Genomic DNA, 16,937 nt, shown 5'->3' on the forward strand with positions numbered 1-16,937 from the left:
CGTCGTCAGAAGTCGTACGAAGCGCCGAACTTGTAGGCGCGCGGACGGATGGTGTAGCCGCCACGCAGGTTCACCGGACGCTCGTCGCCCATCAGGTTGTTGATGTTCAGCGACAGGCGCAGGTTCTTGATGCCGGTGTAGGACAGGCTGAAGTCCGTGCGCAGGTCCTCGTCGATGAAGCAGGCGAGGTTGCCCGGGTTCAGGCGCGAACGGCAGGCCGCTTCGCCCCACGCCGCCTCGTCGGTCTCGTCATAGTTGAGCGAGGTCTTCGAGGTGTAGTTGAAGCGCAGGCCGGTGGTCCAGTCGCCCTTGTTCCAGTAGGCGGAGAACACCGCCTTCAGACGCGGGTTCGTGTACTTGCCCACCTGGTTCGGACGCCATTCGTTGGCATCGATGTCCCACGGCTTGTAGGTCAGCGCGTAGGTCGCCGCCACGCCCAGATTCAGCGTGCCGAACGAGCCCGACGCGACACGGCCCTTGACGTCGATGTCCACGCCCGAAGTCTCGGTCTTGCCGAAGTTCTCGTACTGCAGCAGCAGCGCGGTGACTTGGCCGGCCGCCCACGACAGGTTGGCGGCGCCGGTCGGGTCCAGGACCTTGGCACGGTCGACCCAGCCCTGCTCCTGCGCGGTGACGGGGCCACGGCTGATCATGCTCTCGTAACCGGGCCGGCCTTCACGCTCCATCACGTAGGACGGATCGCGCGAGTTGATCTCGTTCTTGCGCTCGATCTTGAAGTAGTCGACGGCGACCGACGCATTCTTCGTGGGTTCGAAGACGAAGCCCAGGGTGATGCTCTTCGACGTCTCCGGCTTCAGGCTCGGGTTGGCGGAGATCATCGCCGGCAGCGAGGCCAGGCAGCCGCTGTTGAATGCCAGCGTGGCGTCCGAACGGTCGCCCGCCGTGCCCTTCTGCAGGATGTTGCGCAGGGCGGTCGCGGTCTCGCAACGGCGCGGGTCCACCTGGCTGTTGAAGAAGCCGGTCACGCCGACCTGACCCAGCGTCTCGGGGATGTTGGGCGCGCGGAAACCGCCGGCCACCGTGCCGCGCAGCAGCAGCTGCGGCAGCACCTCGAAGCGCACGCCCAGCTTGGGCGACACGCGGCCGTCGAAGCCCGAAGCCTTGTCCCAGCGCAGCGCGCCGTTCAGCTCCAGCCCCTTCCACACCGGCGCATTCAGCTCCAGGAAGGTCGCCTCGAGCTTGCGCTCGCCGTCGATCAGCACCGAGCCGCGGCCGACGATCTCGGCGCGCAGGACGTTCTGCGTCGAGATGACGCTGACCGCTTCCTCGCGATGCTCGGCACCCAGCGCGAAGGCCAGCGGGCCGCCGGGCAGCTGCATCAGCTCGCCGCTCACCTTGGCGTCGATCCAGTTCTGATGGTTCTTACCGTTCATGCCCTGCTCGGGGAAATACTTGTCGAGCAGTTCCTTGCTGTTCGGGCCGCCGATCTTGTATTCGCCGGAAGCCACGGCATTGAACAGGTCACGCGAGCCCCAGCGGCTGATCTTGTCGGCCTTGGCGCCGACGCGGCCGCCGGCCACTTCCCAGTCGTAGCCACGGAAGGTGCCCTGCACGCCGATCAGCGCGCGGTACTGGCTCGCGTCGTTGTCGTAGCCGAAGATGCTCGGGTCATCCATGAACCGGTAGTCGATGCCGACCGGCACGCTGAACGGGTTGGCCGGGTTGCCGACCGCCAGGCGCGGGTTCGGCACCGACTGGGCCACCTTGTTGTAGCCGTCGTACCAGCGCGAGGTCGCGCCCGACGAGATCGTCATCGGCAGGTTGTAGTACTCGGTCGTCGTCTTGGAGTAGGACACTTCGGCGAAGGCCTGGATGTCCTCGTTCACCTTGAAGCGGCCGGCGGTGTACAGGTTGACGCGATGCGCCGGATCGGACACCTGGTTGAGGCTGTTCAGATCCGTGACGCAGGCGCCGGCCGACACCGTGGTGCAGCCGGTGACCGGCACGCGGGCGTTGGTCGTCGGGTTGCGCACGTTACCGGGGAAGGACAGCACCGAAGGATCGCCGAAGGTCGGCAGCACGATGCCCTTGTGCCACGCCGGGTAGTCGTCCTTGACGTCGGCCACCGTGTAGCCCTCGCGGCGATAGGCCTCGATGTTGGCGAAGACGTTGAAGCGGTCCTTGTCCAGGTCGCCGTAGCCGGCCACGATGCTGGCCGTCTTCTGGTCGCCGACGCCGGGGTTCTCGTTGAACACGTAGCTCGCGGAGGCGCCGATGCCGTTGTAGTTGCGGCGCGTGATGATGTTGATCACGCCGGCCATTGCGTCGGAGCCGTAGATGGCGGATGCGCCGTCCTTCAGCACTTCGATGCGCTCGACCACGTCCGACGGGATCGAGTCGATGTTGACGAAGGTGTCCTTGGCGCCGTCGGCCAGACCGTAGTTGGCGACGCGGCGGCCGTTCAGCAGCACCAGCGTGGCACCCTTGCCCAGACCGCGCATCGACACGCCGGTCGCGCCGGAGGCGAAGCTGGAGTTGTTGCCATCGTCGCGCAACTCGGAGTTGGTCGTCGCGGTCAGCGTGTCCAGCACCTGGCGCACGGTGTTGCCGCCGGTCCGGCGGATTTCATCGCGGTTGTACACCTGCACCGGCGACGCGGTTTCCGACGCCAGACGCTTGATGTTGGAGCCGGTGACTTCCACGCGTTCAAGCTGGGTCGAGGCGGGCTCGCTCTGGGCGAACACTGCCGAGCAGAACAAGCCGCTGGCAATCGCGATGCTGGTCAGGACCAGCTTGCCTTGCTTTTCGATAGGACGGGACATGACGGGGTGATCCTCGAAGAGTGGCGCTCGATCAAGCGCCGTTTTGCTGAGCGCTTCTCGGACGATGGGCTCGATGGAGCTCACCGCGGGCGCTTGGCAAATTGTTGCAGTGACACTAATGCGTCACACGCCTATGTAAATTCATGTGTTTGAAGTGATACATCAATGCGACAGAACTATTGGCGGATACCCTGAAACAAGTCATCCCGCTGCGCGTTTACCCGGTCCCGATTTGCCCTCGATCGCCCACCGTTCGGGGGTCCGGGCCCGACGAATACGCGATCGGGGAGTCAGGTCTTGCGCGCCCTCCGCACGTCCTTTGCGCAAATTTATCGATTCGTTCCGGAAACGAAAAAGCCCGGCCAGGGCCGGGCTCGAGGGTCGCGGACGACCGCGTCGAGGAGGCCTCGACGGCGGTGTCCGGCAATCGCTCAGGGCGATCAGAAGTCGTAGGACGCGCCCACCTTGTAGCTGCGCGGACGCAGGCTGTAGCCGTCGCGCAGGTTGACCGGACGCTCGTCGCCCATCAGGTTCAGCACGTTCAGCGACAGGCGCAGGTTCTTGATCCCGGTGTAGGCCAGGTTGAAGTCGGTGCGCAGGTCCTCGTCGATGAAGCACGGCAGGCTGCCCGGCTTCAGGCGGGTCTGGCAGGCGGCTTCGCCCCACGAGGCCAGATCCGTCTCGTCGCGGTTGAGCGCCGTCTTCGACGTGTAGTTGAAGCGCAGGCCGGTGCTCCAGTCGCCCTTGTTCCACGCCGCCGAGAACACCGCCTTCAGGCGCGGGTTCTGGTACAGGCCGACCTGGTTGGGACGCCAGTTGTTGGCGTCGATGTCCCAGGCCTTGTAGGTCAGCGCATAGGTCGCCGCCACGCCCAGGTTCAGCGTGCCGAACGAACCCGCCGCGACACGGCCCTTGACGTCGATGTCCACGCCCGAGGTCTCGGTCTTGCCGAAGTTCTCGTACTGCAGCAGCAGCGACGTGATCTGACCGGCGCCCCAGGCCAGGTTGCTGCCGGGCGCCAGCTGGTTGGCGCGGTCGGCCCAGGCCTGCTCCTGCGCCGTGACCGGGCCGCGGCTGATCATGTCCTCGTAGCCGGCCTTGCCTTCGCGCTCCAGCACATAGTCCGGATCACGCGAGTTGATCTCGTTCTTGCGCTCGATCTTAAAGTAGTCGACGGCGATCGACGCGTTCTTCGTCGGCTCGAACACGAAGCCCAGGGTGATGCTCTTGGACGTCTCCGGCTTCAGGTTCGGGTTGGCCGAGATCATTGCCGGCACCGAGGCCAGGCAGCCGCTGTTGTAGGCCAGCGTGGCGTCGGACTTGTCGGCGGCGTTGCCGTTCTTCAGGATGTCGCGCAGCTGGGTCGCGGTCTCGCAGCGGCGCGGGTCCACCGTCGAGTTGAAGAAGCCGGTCACGCCGACCTGGCCCAGCGTCTCGGGGATGTTGGGCGCGCGGAAGCCGCCGGCCACCGTGCCGCGCAGCAGCAGCTGCGGCATCACCTCGAAGCGCACGCCCAGCTTGGGCGACACGCGGCCGTCGAAGCCCGTGGCCTTGTCGAAGCGCAGCGCGCCGTTCAGCTCCAGGTGCTTCATCACCGGGGCGTTCAGTTCCAGGAAAGCGGCGTCGAGGTTGCGCGAGCCGTCGATCAGGACCGAACCGCGGCCGACGATCTGCGCCTTCATGACGTTGTCGGTCGACTTGATCGACACGCCTTCCTGGCGGTGCTCGGCACCCAGCGCGAAGGCCAGCGGGCCGCCCGGCAGCTGGAACAGCTCGCCGCTCAGCTTGGCGTCCACCCAGGTCTGATGGTTCTTGCCCTCGGAGCCGTTGACCGGGAACAGACGGTCCAGCAGTTCCTTGCTGTTCGGGCCGCCGATCTTGTACTCGCCGGAAGCGACGGCGGTGAACAGGTCGCGCGAACCCCAGCGGCTCAGCTTGTCGGCCTCGGCCGCATTGCGGCCGACCGACACTTCCCAGTCCATCTCGCGGAAGGTGCCCTGCACGCCGGTCAGCACGCGGTACTGCTTGCCGGTGCCGTCATAGTTGAAGATGCTCGGGTCATCCATGAACCGGTAGTCGATGCCCACCGGACCGCCGGTCGGGTTGGCCGGGTTCGTGGCGGACAGCACCGGATGCGGCACCGACTGCGCGACCTTGTTGAAGCCGTCGTACCAGCGCGAGGTCGCGCCGGCGCCGATGGTCATCGGCAGGTTGCGGTACTCGGTGGTCGTCTTCGAGTAGGACACCTCGGCGAAGGCCTGGATGTCCTCGGTCACCTTCGCGCGGGCGGCGCTGAAGAAGTTGATGCGCTTGGCCGGATCGGAGACCGGGTTCAGGCCGTTCACATCGGTCACGCACTGGCCCGACGCGTTCAGCGTCGTGCAGCCCGCCACCGGCACGCGGTTGGTGCCCACGCGCAGGTTGCCCGGGAAGGAGCTCAGGCTCGGATCGCCGAAGGCCGGGTTGAAGATGCCCTTGTGCCAGGCCGGGTAGTCGCCCTTGATGTCGGCGACCGTGTAGCCCTCGCGGCGGTAGGCCTCGATGTTGGCGAAGACGTTGAAGCGGTCCTTCTCCAGATCGCCGAAGCCGGCCACGATGCTGGCCTGGCGCTGCGCGCCCTCGCTGGGGTTCTCGTTGAAGGTGTAGCTGGCGGACGCGCCGACGCCGTTGTACGAGCGGCGCGTGATGATGTTGATCACGCCGGCCATCGCGTCGGAGCCGTAGATGGCGGACGCGCCGTCCTTGAGCACTTCCACGCGCTCGACGGCATCGGCCGGGATCGAGTCGACGTTGACGAAGGTGTCCTTGGCGCCGTCGGCCAGGCCGAAGTTGGCGACGCGGCGGCCGTTCAGCAGCACCAGCGTGGCACCCTTGCCCAGGCCGCGCATGGACACGCCCGAGGCGCCCGACGCGAAGCTGGTGTTGTTGCCGTCGTCGCGGATCTCGTTGCTCGACGTCGAGGTCAGCGTGTCCAGCACCTGGCGCACGGTGTTGGCGCCGGTGCGACGGATCTCTTCACGGTTGTAGACCTGCACCGGCGAGGCGGTTTCGGACGCCAGACGCTTGATGTTGGAGCCGGTCACCTCGACGCGCTGAAGCTGGGTCGTGTCCTGTTCCTGGGCTTGCGCGACCTGGGCGCAGCACAGCAGCGCGGCGGCGGCGCTCAGGGACAGGGAGAGCTGGGTGTTTTTTCTCATACTTCCACTTGCGAATTGATGAAGGGCCGGATGGGTCGCATCGGCCGAGGGGACCGGCAGCCGGGTCGGCACCGGGTCGCGCCCGGGGGTGTCCCCGGTGGGCGCGAGGGGGCGGATTCTGGGGAGGGCTCACCCCCATGTCCGTCGTCATCCATTGCAAAACAGCAACAAACATTCACCGCATGGCGTCCACCTGTCGCATTCACGGGCGCTGATCGCCCCACTGCCGCAAAAGCGGGCGAAGGTGGTACGGAAACGGGGGTGGCATCGGTGCCAGGAAGGGAAAACCCTCTGCCCACGTAACAGCACCATTCAGGTGCGGTGACCGCCCACTCATGCGAGTTAACCCTTCCGGGTTGGTCCGGAGGGGGTGGGGCATGACGTGGCCCCCGCACGCCGGAAGTTCGAAAGGGATACGCTTGCGCACCCCCGCCGCAAGACCCGGCCCCCGTCAGAAGGGCCGGGCGCGGCGGATCCGCCCAGGCGTCCCCAGGAGGAACCCCCATGTCCATTTCGATGACCGTGAACGGCAAGGCGGTGACGCTAGCTGCCGATCCGCAGATGCCCCTGCTGTGGGCGCTGCGCGAAGACCTGCAACTGACCGGCACCAAGTTCGGCTGTGGCATGGCGCTGTGCGGCGCCTGCACCGTGCATCTGGACGGCCAGCCCGTCCGCTCGTGCCAGACGCCGCTGGAAGCGGCCGCCGGCAAGAAGATCACCACGATCGAAGGCGTCGGCGCCACGCCGGCCGGCCGGGCGGTGCAGCACGCCTGGCTCAAGATCGACGTGCCGCAATGCGGCTACTGCCAGAGCGGCCAGATCATGAGCGCGTGCGCGCTGCTGGCCGGCAAGAAGAAGCCCTCCGACGCCGACATCGACGGCGCGATGAGCGGCAACGTCTGCCGCTGCGGCACCTACAACCAGATCCGGGCGGCGATCCACGACGCGTCGGCCACGCTGGCGAAGGGAGGCTGACATGGACATCCTCTTCGACCAGGACGGGACGCCCACGGCGGCCTCGCTGACCGCGGCTGATGCTTCCGCTGCCGCCGCCGGTGCCGCTCCCGCTTCTCCAAGCCGCCGCTCGCTGCTCAAGGGCGGCGCGGCGCTGACCGTGTCCTTCGCGCTGCCGCTGGCCGCCGGCCGCGCGGCGCTGGCGCAGACGACGACGGCGAAAACGCCGGCAGGCGCCGTCTCCAACACCTTCGCGCCCAACGCCTGGCTGCGCATCACGCCGGACAACAAGGTCACCGTCGTCTGCGGCTCGGCCGAGATGGGCCAGGGCGTGCTGACCGCCATCCCGATGATGGTGGCCGAGGAACTGGACGCCGACTGGGCGCTGGTCTCCGTCGAGCAGGCGCCGGCGGACGCGGCCTACAACAACCCGATGTTCGGCATGCAGGCCACCGGCGGCAGCACGACTGTGCGCGCGCACTGGACACCGGTGCGCCAGGCCGGCGCCGCGGCGCGCCAGATGCTGGTCGCCGCCGCGGCGAAGCAGTGGCAGGTCGACACCTCGTCGCTGCGCACCGAACGCGGCCAGGTGATCGGCCCGAACGGCCGCAAGGCGAGCTACGGCTCGCTGGTCGAGGCGGCCGCGAAGCAGCCGGTGCCGGACAAGCCCGCGCTGAAGGACCGCAAGGACTTCCGCATCATGGGCAAGCCGACGCGCCGGCTGGACAGTGCGGCCAAGATCAACGGCACGGCCAAGTTCGGCATCGATGCGCACGTGGACGGCCTGCTGGTCGCGGTGATGGCGCGCGCGCCGATCGCCGGTGCCAAGCCCAAGGCCTTCGACGAAGGCAAGGCCAAGGCAGTGAAGGGCGTGCGCAAGGTCATCGCGATCCCGTCGGGCGTGGCCGTGCTGGCGGACGGCTACTGGGCCGCCAAGCAGGGCCGCGACGCGCTCGGCATCGAATGGGACCTGGGCGCGCACGCGGACCTGTCGTCGGACAAGGTCTCGGGCGCGCTCGACGAAGGGCTGCAGAACGCCACCGCGATCGCGCGCGAAGTGGGCAACGTCAAGGACGGCAGCGCCAACGCCGCGCGCAACCTGTCTGCGCAGTACGACGTGCCCTACCTCGCGCATGCCGCGATGGAGCCGCTGAACTGCCTCGCCTGGGTCAAGGGCGACGAGGTCACCATCTGGGCCGGCACGCAGAGCCAGGGCCCGGCGCAGGGCATCCTGTCGCAGGTGGCGCAGGTCACGCCGGCCAAGGTGAAGGTCAACACGATGCTGCTGGGTGGCGGCTTCGGCCGCCGCTTCGCGCCGGACTTCACCATCGACGCGACCTTGCTGTCCAAGCTCAGCGGCAGTCCGGTCAAGCTGGTCTACGCCCGTGAGGACGACATGGCTGCCGGCTACTACCGCCCGACCTCGCGGGTGCGCTTCGAGGCGGGGCTCGACGACCAGGGCCAGCCGCTGATGCTGCGCGCCGATGTCGCCAGCCCGTCGATCATGGCCGCGTCGGGGTTCATGAAGATCCCCGAGAACGGCGTCGATTCGATGGCCGTCGAGGGTCTCGCCGACCATCCCTACGAGATCCCGCACCAGCGCATCGCCTACGGCCGCGCCGAGCCGGGACCGCAGGTGTGGTTCTGGCGCTCGGTGGGGCATTCGCAGAACGCGTTCTTCATCGAGAGCTTCATCGACGAGCTGGCGCATGCCGCCAAGACCGATCCGCTGAAGTACCGGCTGGCGCTGCTCGAGAAACACCCGCGCGCCCGCGGCGTGCTGCTGCTGGCCGCCGAGAAGGCCGGCTGGAGCCGGCCGCTGCCCAAGGGGCGGCATCGGGGCATCGCGGTGGCGGAAAGCTTCGGCACCTGGGTCGCCGAGGTGGCGGAAGTTTCCGTGGCCAAGGACGGCGACATCAAGGTCCACCGCGTGACGGCGGCCGTCGACTGCGGTCAAACGGTCAACCCGCAGACGATCTCGCGGCAGATCGAAGGCGCCGTGGTCTACGGGCTGTCGGCAGCGCTGTACGGACGCATCACGTTCAAGGACGGGAAGGTCGAGCAGAGCAACTTCCACGACTACCCGGTGCTGCGCCTGAACGAGATGCCTAAGGTCGATGTGCACATCGTCCAGAGCAACGAGGCCCCCGGCGGCATCGGGGAACCCGGCACGCCACCGATCGCGCCGGCGGTGGCCAATGCGATCTTCGCGGCGACCGGCAAGCGGCTGCGCCAGCTGCCGTTCGACAGCGACGCGCTCAAGCAGGCCTGACCGGCCCGCTCCGACGCTCAGGCGGCCGGCGGGTAACCGGCCTCGCTGAGCACGCCCGCGAGCTGCTCGCGGCTCAGGGCGCTTTCCACCGTCACCGTCTTCTGGGCCAGGTCGACGTTCACCGCAGCGTGTTCGTCGACCTCCTTGACCGCCTCGGTCACGGCGGCGCGGCAGTGGCCGCAGCTCATGTCGGGGAGCTTGAATTCATGCATGGGAACTCCGTTCGGGATGGGAATGGAACGGAGGGTAAAGCTTGCCATGGTAGGAAGGTCAAGCTTCGCGGAAGTCCTTGCGCAGGGGTGCGCGATCCGCGGCTCGATCGCCCGTGCCCGCGACACCGCTGCTGATCACACAACTCCCAACGCCCTGGCAGCTTCCACGAAGGCCGCATTGGCTCGCCAATTGGGATTCGCTGCAATGTGCTGTCGCACCAGTTCCGCCGCCTCCACACGGCGGTTCAGAACGCCCAGTGAGTAGATGCCTTCCAGCAGCCCGCTGATCTTTGCAATACGTCCCGGCTCCAGCTTCAGGGCCTGCCGCACAGCAGCGATGCACTCCTCGTGGCGATCCAATTGATGCAAAGCTGCGGCCATGCTGAGCAACGACCGTGCGCTGCCTTCAATTTCGTATGCACGCCGGGCGTAGCCTAGGGCACGCGGCCAATCCTGCCGCTTGCTTGCGATCGCAGCCAGTTCGAATTGAATCGGCGTGTACGTTGGGTAATCCATTGCCATCGCCTCTCCCCAACGAATCGCTTGATCAGTCTTGCCAAGCTTGAGATCAATCCGCACTTGCATATGAAGCAGATTGGGTCTCGCGTTGTTCTGCTTCATGAGGGCACGTTCCACCACCCGCGTTGCGCTGGTCGCGTCTCCGGACAGAAGATATTCATCCGCGAGATGCACATCAAACATGCCGGTGCCCAGGCATTCTGGATGGCGCTGTTCAAGACGTCGCAATGATTCAAGTGGAAGCGGTAAGTTGCTCGGCTTAGCCTCGCGATGCCATGCCTCACAGTCGGTCGAGCTTGGCGCGGCGTGCGCGAGATTCAGCACCATGACACCGAGCGGCGCAAGCAAAACCCAACGCTTGCTGCGGCGCATGATCATTGGTGCTTTCATGGCGTTCTCTTCCAATTTTTATCCCAATCCCACGTGAGCGAAGGCTTGAGCACATCGCTGTCGACCTCGGGCCTGAGCGAAGTCCCTCTCGGCAGTGTCGCCGACATCTCCCATCCGGGGCATGGCCTTGACCTTCCCATCATGGCAAGCTTGAGACTGACGCCATGAACACCGCCACTGCCCCCGACCTCACCTCCGCCGGAGCCCCCGGCGAGCTTCAGCTCGCCGTGTCCGGCATGACCTGCGCCAGCTGCGTCAATCGCGTCGAGCGCGCACTGCGCAAGGTGCCCGGCGTGGAAGGCGCCGAAGTCAACCTCGCCACGGAAAGCGCCACCGTGCGCACGCAGGCGGGCATCGCCACCGAGGCGCTCATTGCCGCGATCACGAAGGCCGGCTACGAGGCCCACGAGATCGTCGCCGAAGACGACACGCCGCCTCCCCCGCCGCCCTGGGCCACGACCGGCTGGCCTGTGCTCACCGCCGCGCTGCTGACCCTGCCGTTGATCGCACCGATGATCGCGATGGCCTGGGGCGCGCACTGGATGCTGTCCGGCTGGTGGCAGCTGGCGCTGGCGACCCCCGTGCAGTTCTGGCTCGGCGCACGCTTCTACCGCGCCGGCTGGGCCGCGCTGAAGGACCGGAGCGGCAACATGGACCTGCTGGTCGCGCTCGGCACCAGCGCGGCCTACGGTCTCAGCGTCTATGAGCTGGTGCGGCAAGGGCCGATGAGCGCAGCGCTGTACTTCGAATCGGCCGCCGCCGTCATCACGCTGGTGCTGCTGGGCAAGTGGCTCGAGGGGCGCGCGAAGCGCCAGACGCTCAGCGCGATCGCCGCGCTCAAGCAGCTCCGTCCGGAAAACGCCCGCGTGCGTCGCGGTCCGGCTGAACCCGGGATGGAAGTGGAAGTCCCGCTCGCGCAGTTGCGCCTGAAGGATCTGATGGTCGTGCGGCCGGGGGAGCGGATTCCCGCCGACGGCCGGATCCGCGAAGGCCGCAGCGCCGTCGACGAGTCGCTGATCAGCGGCGAGAGCCTGCCGGTGGACAAGGCCGAAGGCGATCGCGTCGTCGGCGGCGCGGTCAACGGCGACGGCCTGCTGCTGGTCGAGGTGACGGCGCTGGGCGCGGAGTCGACGCTGTCGCGCATCGTCCGTCTGGTGGAGTCCGCGCAGGCGCACAAGGCGCCGATCCAGCGGCTGGTCGATCAGGTGAGCGCGGTGTTCGTGCCGGCGGTGCTGGTCATCGCGACGGCGACGCTGCTGGCGTGGGGACTGTCCACCGGCGACTGGGAACGCGCGCTGATCCACGCGGTCGCCGTGCTGGTGATCGCCTGCCCCTGCGCGCTGGGTCTGGCAACGCCGGCGGCGATCATGGTCGGCACCGGCGTCGCCGCGCGGCGTGGCCTGCTGATCAAGGACGCCGAAGCGCTGGAGCAGGCGCGTCGCGTCGGGCTGGTCGTGTTCGACAAGACCGGCACCTTGACCGAGGGCAAGCCGCGGCTGACGGACTTCGTCGCGGCGCCCGGCATCGGTGAGGCGGATGCGCTCGGCCTCGCGGCGGCACTGCAGATGGGCAGCGAACATCCACTGGCCCGCGCGGTGCGCGACGCCGCGTTCGAACGCGCGCTGACGACGGCACCGGCCGCGTCGGTGCGCGCGGTCGCGGGACGTGGCATCGACGGGCGCGTCCAGGCCCGCGCGTTGATGCTGGGCAGCGGGCGCTGGATGACGGAACTCGGGGTGGACCTGTCGCCGCTCGAGGCGCAGGCCCGAGCGGCGCTCGCGCAGGGTCGCACGCTGTCGTGGCTGGCGGCCGCCGACGGTCCCGGCGCACCGGTGCTGCTGGCGATGCTGGCGTTCGGCGACCAGGTCAAGGCCACGTCCGCCGCGGCGATCGCCGACCTGAAGGCATTGGGTCTGCGCACGCTGATGCTGAGCGGCGACAACGCCGCGGCCGCGAAGGCCGCGGGAGACGCCCTGGGACTGGACGAGGTCCGCGCCGAGCTGCTGCCCGAGGACAAGGCCCGCATCGTGGCCGGGCTGCGCGCCGACGGCACGCGGGTGGCGATGGTCGGCGACGGCATCAACGACGCGCCGGCACTGGCCGCCGCGGACGTCGGCCTGGCGATGGGCGGCGGCACGGACGTGGCGATGGAAGCGGCCGGCATCACGCTGATGCGCGGCGATCCGCGGCTGGTCGCCGAGGCGATCGCGCTGTCGCGCGCCACCGTCGCGAAGATCCGCCAGAACCTGTTCTGGGCCTTCATCTACAACCTGCTGGGCGTGCCGCTCGCGGCGCTCGGCCTGCTGAGCCCGGTCATCGCCGGCGCCGCGATGGCGCTGTCCAGCGTCTCGGTGCTGGGCAACGCCCTGTTGCTCAAGCGCTGGAAAGGAGCCGCGCGATGACCTCCCCGCTGACCATCGGCCAGGCGGCCGAACGCTCCGGCGTGTCGCCGAAGATGCTGCGCCATTACGAGTCGCTGGGCCTGCTGCCCCCGGTCGCCCGCACGGAGTCGGGCTACCGGCTCTACGGCGAGAAGGAGGTGCACACGCTGCGCTTCATCCGCCGCGCGCGGGATCTGGGGTTCTCGATGGCGGAGATCGCCGAGCTGCTCAAGCTCTGGCAGAACCGCCGTCGCGCGAGCGGCCAGGTCAAGCGCATCGCGGAAACGCACATCGCCGACCTCGACCGCCGCATGGCCGAGATGCAGGCGATGCGCCGCGCGCTGGCCGAGCTCGCGCACTGCTGCCACGGCGACGACCGCCCCGATTGCCCCATCCTCGACGACCTCGCACAAGGAGCCACCCCATGAGCGCCCCCCACGATTCCGAATCCGGTGCCGCGTCCGGCAGCCCCACCGATCCTGTCCCGGCCCGCTGGGAGCGCATCAGCGCCCACCTCGGCAACGTCGGCGGCCTGACGATCCGGCGCGCGGTGCCGACACCGAAGCGCCGCATGATCGCGGCCTGGTGCTTCCTCGACCACGCCGGCCCCGCCGACCTGACGCCGGACAACGCGATGCGCGTCGGTCCTCATCCGCACACCGGCCTGCAGACCTTCAGCTGGATGATCGAGGGCGAGGTGCTGCATCGCGACAGCCTGGGCTCCAAGCAGATGCTGCGTCCCGGCCAGGTGAACCTGATGACCGCGGGCAAGGGCATCAGCCACACGGAGGAGTCGCAGTCCGACCGCCTGCAACTGGCGCAACTGTGGATCGCATTGCCCGACGCGGTCCGCCATCGGGAGCCGGCCTTCGAGCATTTCCCCGAGCTGCCGTCGTTCTCCACCGGCGGCTTCGACACGATGCTGCTGGTCGGCGAGTTCGGCGGCCACCGCTCCCCGGTGCCCAGCCACACGCCGCTGCTGGGCGTGGACCTGAGCGCCACGCGCGCCGCCGAGGCGACGATCCCGCTGCACCCCGATCAGGAATACGGACTGATGGTGCTGGAGGGTGAGTTGTCGGTGACGCTCGACGGTGAGTCCACCGGCGCCAGCAAGCCCGGCGAACTGCTCTACATCGCACCGGGCGCGCAATCGCTGAAGCTGCTGTCGGGCGGCGGCAAGAGCCGCGCGCTGCTGCTGGGCGGCCCGCCGTTCGGCGAGCCGGTGCTGCTGTTCTGGAACTTCGTCGGCCGCACGCGCGAGGAGATGCAGGTCTACGCCGAGGAATGGAACAGCCGCGAGGACGGCGGCCGCTTCGGCGAGGTCCACGGCTTCGACGGCCCACGCCTGCTGGCGCCCGTCGTGCCGCCGCTCAAGACGCCGCACTAGACGCGGCACTGGACACAGCACCGGGCGTCGGCGGCGCCCCTGGCCTCACCAGGGGGCATCCGTCACGAGGCGCTCCGAGCGTGCCCGCGGCTCAGGCGAACTTGCCGGCCTGGAAGTCGCGCACCGCCTGCAGCAGCTCGCCCTCCGTGTTCATCACGAAGGGACCGTACTGGGCGATCGGCTCGCCCAGCGGCTGCCCGGCGATCAGGATCGCGCGGGCGCCGTCGTCCGAGGCGGTCAGGCGCACGCCGTCCGCGCCGGGCGTGTTGGCGAGGATCGCCATGCGGCCGCTCGGCACCAGGCAGCCGGTGTCGAAGCGCAGCGCGCCCCGGTACACGTACAGGAAGGCGTTGTGCGTCGACGGCAGCGCCTGCTCGAAGGTCGCGCCGGGCGCCAGATGCACGTCGAGATAGATCGGCTGCGTGGCATCGCGCTGCACCGCGCCGGCCACCCCGTGGCTCTCGCCCGCGATCACGCGCACGGTCGCCCCCGGCAAGCTCAGCTCGGGGATCTCGGCGCTGGTGATGTCGCGGTACCAGGGGTCGCGCATCTTGTCGCGGCCGGGCAGGTTCAGCCACAGCTGGAAGCCTTCCATGCGGCCCTCCTGCTGCTCGGGCAGTTCCGAATGGATCACGCCGCGGCCGGCGGTCATCCACTGCACGCCGCCGGGTCCGAGCAGGCCTTCATGGCCCGCCGAGTCGCGATGGCGCATCTGTCCCTCGAGCATGTAGGTCACGGTCTCGAAGCCGCGATGCGGATGGTCGGGGAAGCCGGCGATGTAGTCGTCGGCGTTGTCCGTGCCGAACGCATCCAGCATCAGGAAGGGATCCAGACGCCGCTGCAGGTCCTGCGTCAGCACCCGCGTCAGCTTGACGCCGGCGCCGTCGCTGGTGGCCCTGCCCTGCACCAGGCGCTCGACCTGGCGGGGCGTCCGAAGAGAGGTGACAGGGGTGGCGGCGGTCATGAGGGAGTCCTTTCCGGATTGTCGGGATGTCGGGATGTCGATCGATGTCGTGCCGGCCGTCAGCGGATGCTTCCGGCCCGGCATGGGGCTTGGGGGTCCAGGAGGGATCCCCCATGCCCCGTGGAGGGCGCGCGCGGTCGATCCGGCCGGCTGCGCCGACCGGCGATCAGGCCGGTTGCGTTTCGCCGAACAGCGCGGCGATTTCCTCGCGGGCGGTGGCCAGGCCCTTGGCCGCGGCTTCCTCGCCCATGTTCAGGCCTTCGGCCAGCACGAACTTCACGTCGGTCATGCCGAGGAAGCCCAGCGTCAGCTGCAGGTAGGGCACGATGTTGTCGGCCGGCTGGCCACGGTACACGCCGCCGCGCGTGCTGACGACGATGACCTGCTTGCCGGTCACCAGACCTTCGGGGCCGTTGGCGCCGTACTTGAACGTCGCGCCGGCGCGGGCCACCGAGTCGATCCAGTTCTTCAGCTGCGAGGTCACGCCGAAGTTGATCATCGGCGCGGTCAGCACGATGACGTCGGCCGCCTTCAGTTCGGCGATCAGCTGGTCGTTGAAGGCCACGCGGTCGGCCTGCGCCTGGGTGCGGGCGTCGGCGGGGGTGAACAGCGCGCCGAGGGTGGCCTCGTCCATCGCGGGCAGCGGACGCACCGCCAGATCGTGCACGACCGTCGTGGCGCCGGCGTTGCGGGCGACCAGTTCGGCGACGACTTCATTGGCCAGCAGGGTCGAGACCGAGCCTTGGCCCTCATGCAGACGGCGGGCGCTGGAGTTGATCTGAAGGATGTTCATGGTGCGGTTCTCCGGGGCGTTTCGGCTGGATCAGCCGGGGTGTGAGGGGATGGATGAACTGTATTGATCGCCCCCGAGCACCGGAATACCCCATATTGGATAAGATTGTTCCGCCAAAAGAACAATCCAATGCCTCATGAGCCTCGATGCCGACGACCTGCTTGTTTTTGCCCGCGTGATCGAAAGCGGCAGCTTCAGCCGTGCGGCGGAGCGGCTGCAGCTGCCGAAGTCGACGGTGTCGCGGCGGATCGCGGCGCTGGAGGAGCGGCTCGGCGAGAAGCTGCTCCAGCGCAGCACGCGTCGCCTGACGCTGACCGAGTTCGGCCAGGGCGTGCTGGAGCATGCGCGGGTGCTCGCGGGCGAGGTGGACGGCGCGCTGGCGCTGGCGCTGCACCGGCAGCAACGGCCGACCGGCCGGCTGCGCGTGTCGATGCCGGCGGACTTCGCCAACCAGATGCTGACGCCGATGCTGAGCCGATTCGTCGGCGACTACCCGGAAGTGCAGCTGGAGCTGGACCTGTCGCCGCGGCGCGTGGACCTGATCGCTGAAGGCTTCGACATCGTGGTGCGCATGGGCCAGTTGCCGCCGGACAGCCAACTCGCGGCGAGGCGCCTGGCGATGTTCAGCAGCGGCCTCTACGCCTCACCCCAGTACCTGGAGCGGCATGGCGAGCCGCAACTGCCCGAAGGGTTGCTGAGCATGCACGGTCTGATGATCCTGAGCCGCGCGGGAGAACCGCTGCCCTGGCGCCTGTTCGGCAATGTCGACGCAAAGGCGGATGAGCGCATCGAGTGGGTCGGCGTGCCCGACAGCCGCACGCTGGTCAACGCGCCGGACATGCTGCTGCAGATGGCCCGCGCGGGCCTGGGCATCACCTGGGTCGGCAACCAGTACGCGCAGGACTTCGTCGACCGCGGCGAACTGCTGCGCGTGCTGCCCGCCTGGTGCGCGGAGCCGTCGACCTGCTGGGCGGTGTTCCCGCAGCGCCGCCTGATGCCGCTGCGCACGCGGCTGTTCCTGGATGCGATGGCCGCGGCGCTGGGACCGTTCGATCAGGCGACGATGTACGGGATGTGAGGGCGCA

At 68.4% G+C, this 16,937-nt stretch carries 12 protein-coding genes; 6 read left to right on the plus strand and 6 right to left on the minus strand.

The annotated features are described in order from the left end of the window. Positions 1-5: 5 nt before the first annotated feature. Both ACQ859_RS29080 and ACQ859_RS29085 read right to left on the minus strand, forming a co-directional pair. A complete protein-coding gene (locus ACQ859_RS29080) occupies positions 6-2,783 on the minus strand; it encodes a TonB-dependent receptor domain-containing protein (protein ID WP_431263894.1) in 2,778 nt (925 codons plus the stop codon). A gap of 440 nt (positions 2,784-3,223) precedes the next feature. After that, positions 3,224-5,980, minus strand: a complete 2,757-nt coding sequence (locus tag ACQ859_RS29085; protein ID WP_431263895.1) for a TonB-dependent receptor plug domain-containing protein — start codon at positions 5,978-5,980, stop codon at positions 3,224-3,226. Between the two features lie 504 nt (positions 5,981-6,484). On the opposite strand from ACQ859_RS29085, the gene ACQ859_RS29090 reads away from it, so the two are divergent. Beyond that, positions 6,485-6,955: a (2Fe-2S)-binding protein gene (locus ACQ859_RS29090; protein WP_431263896.1), complete on the plus strand. Its 471-nt coding sequence runs from the start codon at positions 6,485-6,487 to the stop codon at positions 6,953-6,955. A gap of 1 nt (position 6,956) precedes the next feature. Continuing rightward, complete coding sequence (locus ACQ859_RS29095) at positions 6,957-9,206, plus strand: molybdopterin cofactor-binding domain-containing protein (protein WP_431263897.1); 2,250 nt, start codon at positions 6,957-6,959, stop codon at positions 9,204-9,206. Between the two features lie 17 nt (positions 9,207-9,223). Here the strand turns inward: ACQ859_RS29095 and ACQ859_RS29100 are convergent, their stop codons facing one another. Together ACQ859_RS29100 and ACQ859_RS29105 are read right to left on the minus strand one after the other, a co-directional pair. Beyond that, the gene (locus ACQ859_RS29100; protein ID WP_431263898.1) at positions 9,224-9,418 is read right to left on the minus strand and encodes a heavy-metal-associated domain-containing protein; all 195 of its coding nucleotides are present in this window, start codon (positions 9,416-9,418) and stop codon (positions 9,224-9,226) included. Positions 9,419-9,553: 135 nt separating this feature from the next. Beyond that, on the minus strand, positions 9,554-10,342 hold the full coding sequence (locus tag ACQ859_RS29105; RefSeq protein WP_431263899.1) for a tetratricopeptide repeat protein: 789 nt from the start codon (positions 10,340-10,342) through the stop codon (positions 9,554-9,556). Positions 10,343-10,491: 149 nt separating this feature from the next. On the opposite strand from ACQ859_RS29105, the gene ACQ859_RS29110 reads away from it, so the two are divergent. From ACQ859_RS29110 to ACQ859_RS29120, 3 genes are read left to right on the plus strand one after another with little or no spacing between them, the layout of a single operon-like run. Further along, the gene (locus ACQ859_RS29110; protein WP_431263900.1) at positions 10,492-12,729 is read left to right on the plus strand and encodes a heavy metal translocating P-type ATPase; all 2,238 of its coding nucleotides are present in this window, start codon (positions 10,492-10,494) and stop codon (positions 12,727-12,729) included. Continuing rightward, on the plus strand, positions 12,726-13,136 hold the full coding sequence (gene cueR / locus ACQ859_RS29115) for a Cu(I)-responsive transcriptional regulator (RefSeq protein WP_431263901.1): 411 nt from the start codon (positions 12,726-12,728) through the stop codon (positions 13,134-13,136). Before ACQ859_RS29110 ends, cueR begins: the two co-directional genes overlap by 4 nt. Further along, entirely contained in the window at positions 13,133-14,095 is a 963-nt protein-coding gene (locus ACQ859_RS29120; protein ID WP_431263902.1) for a pirin family protein, read from the plus strand. The genes cueR and ACQ859_RS29120 overlap by 4 nt, the downstream gene beginning before the upstream one ends. A gap of 91 nt (positions 14,096-14,186) precedes the next feature. On the opposite strand, the gene ACQ859_RS29125 is transcribed toward ACQ859_RS29120, so the two are convergent. Both ACQ859_RS29125 and ACQ859_RS29130 read right to left on the minus strand, forming a co-directional pair. Then, complete coding sequence (locus tag ACQ859_RS29125) at positions 14,187-15,059, minus strand: pirin family protein (RefSeq protein WP_431263903.1); 873 nt, start codon at positions 15,057-15,059, stop codon at positions 14,187-14,189. A 166-nt stretch (positions 15,060-15,225) separates the two neighbouring features. Continuing rightward, complete coding sequence (locus tag ACQ859_RS29130; protein ID WP_431048803.1) at positions 15,226-15,852, minus strand: FMN-dependent NADH-azoreductase; 627 nt, start codon at positions 15,850-15,852, stop codon at positions 15,226-15,228. A gap of 136 nt (positions 15,853-15,988) precedes the next feature. Here ACQ859_RS29130 and ACQ859_RS29135 point away from each other — a divergent pair, with 136 nt between their 5' ends. Then, on the plus strand, positions 15,989-16,930 hold the full coding sequence (locus ACQ859_RS29135; RefSeq protein ID WP_431263904.1) for a LysR family transcriptional regulator: 942 nt from the start codon (positions 15,989-15,991) through the stop codon (positions 16,928-16,930). Positions 16,931-16,937: the final 7 nt, after the last annotated feature.

The sequence above is a fragment of the Roseateles chitinivorans genome (assembly GCF_050632235.1).
Lineage (GTDB): Bacteria > Pseudomonadota > Gammaproteobacteria > Burkholderiales > Burkholderiaceae_C > Roseateles > Roseateles chitinivorans_A.